General features: G+C 60.7%; 2 protein-coding genes. Both read left to right on the forward strand.

Annotated features, from left to right (window positions below):
- Nucleotides 1-186 (forward strand): DoxX family protein (locus HLUSI_RS0123440; protein WP_016836257.1); only part of this gene is annotated, 186 nt, incomplete at its 5' end.
- A gap of 1 nt (nt 187) precedes the next feature.
- Entirely contained in the window at nt 188-919 is a 732-nt protein-coding gene (locus HLUSI_RS0123445) for a YoaK family protein (protein WP_016836258.1), read from the forward strand.
- The last annotated feature ends 183 nt before the right edge of the window (nt 920-1,102 follow it).

Below are 1,102 nucleotides of genomic sequence, written 5' to 3' on the forward strand. Positions count from 1 at the left end.
ACGCGGCTGGCCAGCGCGGCAGTGCTGGTGTTGCTGGGCGTGTCGATGTTCCTGGTGCACCCTGACTGGAGCGTAGCGGAGGGCCAGTTCGGCTGGTTGCTGATGATCGTGTTCGGCAGCATCGCCTTGATGGGCGCCGGCCGCTATTCGATCGACGCCGCCCTGGCGAACAAAGTCGAGGACTGAGATGGCTGCGCTGAATAGTCCCGATCGTCCTTCTGCGATTCGCTATCTGAATCGCGTCACCTGCCAGGGCATTGCCATGAGTTTCCTGGCCGGCTACGTGGATACGCTGGGCTTCGTCGCCTTGTTCGGATTGTTCACCGCCCACGTCACCGGCAACTTCGTGCTGATCGGCAGCGAACTGGCGAATCCTTCCCACGGCGTATTGATCAAGTTCCTGGCTTTTCCGGCGTTCATCCTGTCGGTAGTCATGACACGGCTGGTGGTGCTTGCGCTGGAGCGCAGCGGCAAGCCGGCCTTGCCCTGGGTGCTGATGCTGCAACTGATTTTCCTGCTGGCGTTCATGGGCTTCGGCCAGAGCATTGCGCCGGTCGGCGTGGCCGATGCACGCGCCACCGCCGCCTTGCTGGCAGGCATGTTCGGCGCTGCTGCAATGGGTATCCAGAACGCCGCCGCCCGCTTGATTTTGCCGCAGGCGGCGCCAACTACCGTCATGACCGGCAACGTCACGCAACTGGTCATCGACGTGACCGACATCGTGCGCGGCGCAGCGGATGACACGGTGCGCCAGCGCTGCGTCAAATTCTTCTGGCCCATCGTGGCGTTCGGCGTGGGTGCGATCGGCGGGGCGTTTGCCTACCATCAGGCGTTGTTCTTCGCGCTGTTGTTGCCGGTGTTTATCCTGATTGCGATGATCGTTGCGGAATTCCGTGCAGCGCAAGCGAGCAAGGCCTGAACGCCGCTTCGACCTATAATGTGCGTTGAGGTAATCGAACGATGAAAGTCGGCAGGAAGTAAAAAACGGGAAGGCAGTGGAACAGCGATGAGTTACTTGTATCACCTGATAGAACAGTACGGTCTGATCATCGTATTCCTGAACGTGCTGACCCTGGCGCGGCCAGTACCCGGTCGTGTTGCT

The organism is Herbaspirillum lusitanum P6-12, assembly GCF_000256565.1.
Taxonomy (GTDB): Bacteria; Pseudomonadota; Gammaproteobacteria; order Burkholderiales; family Burkholderiaceae_D; genus Herbaspirillum; species Herbaspirillum lusitanum.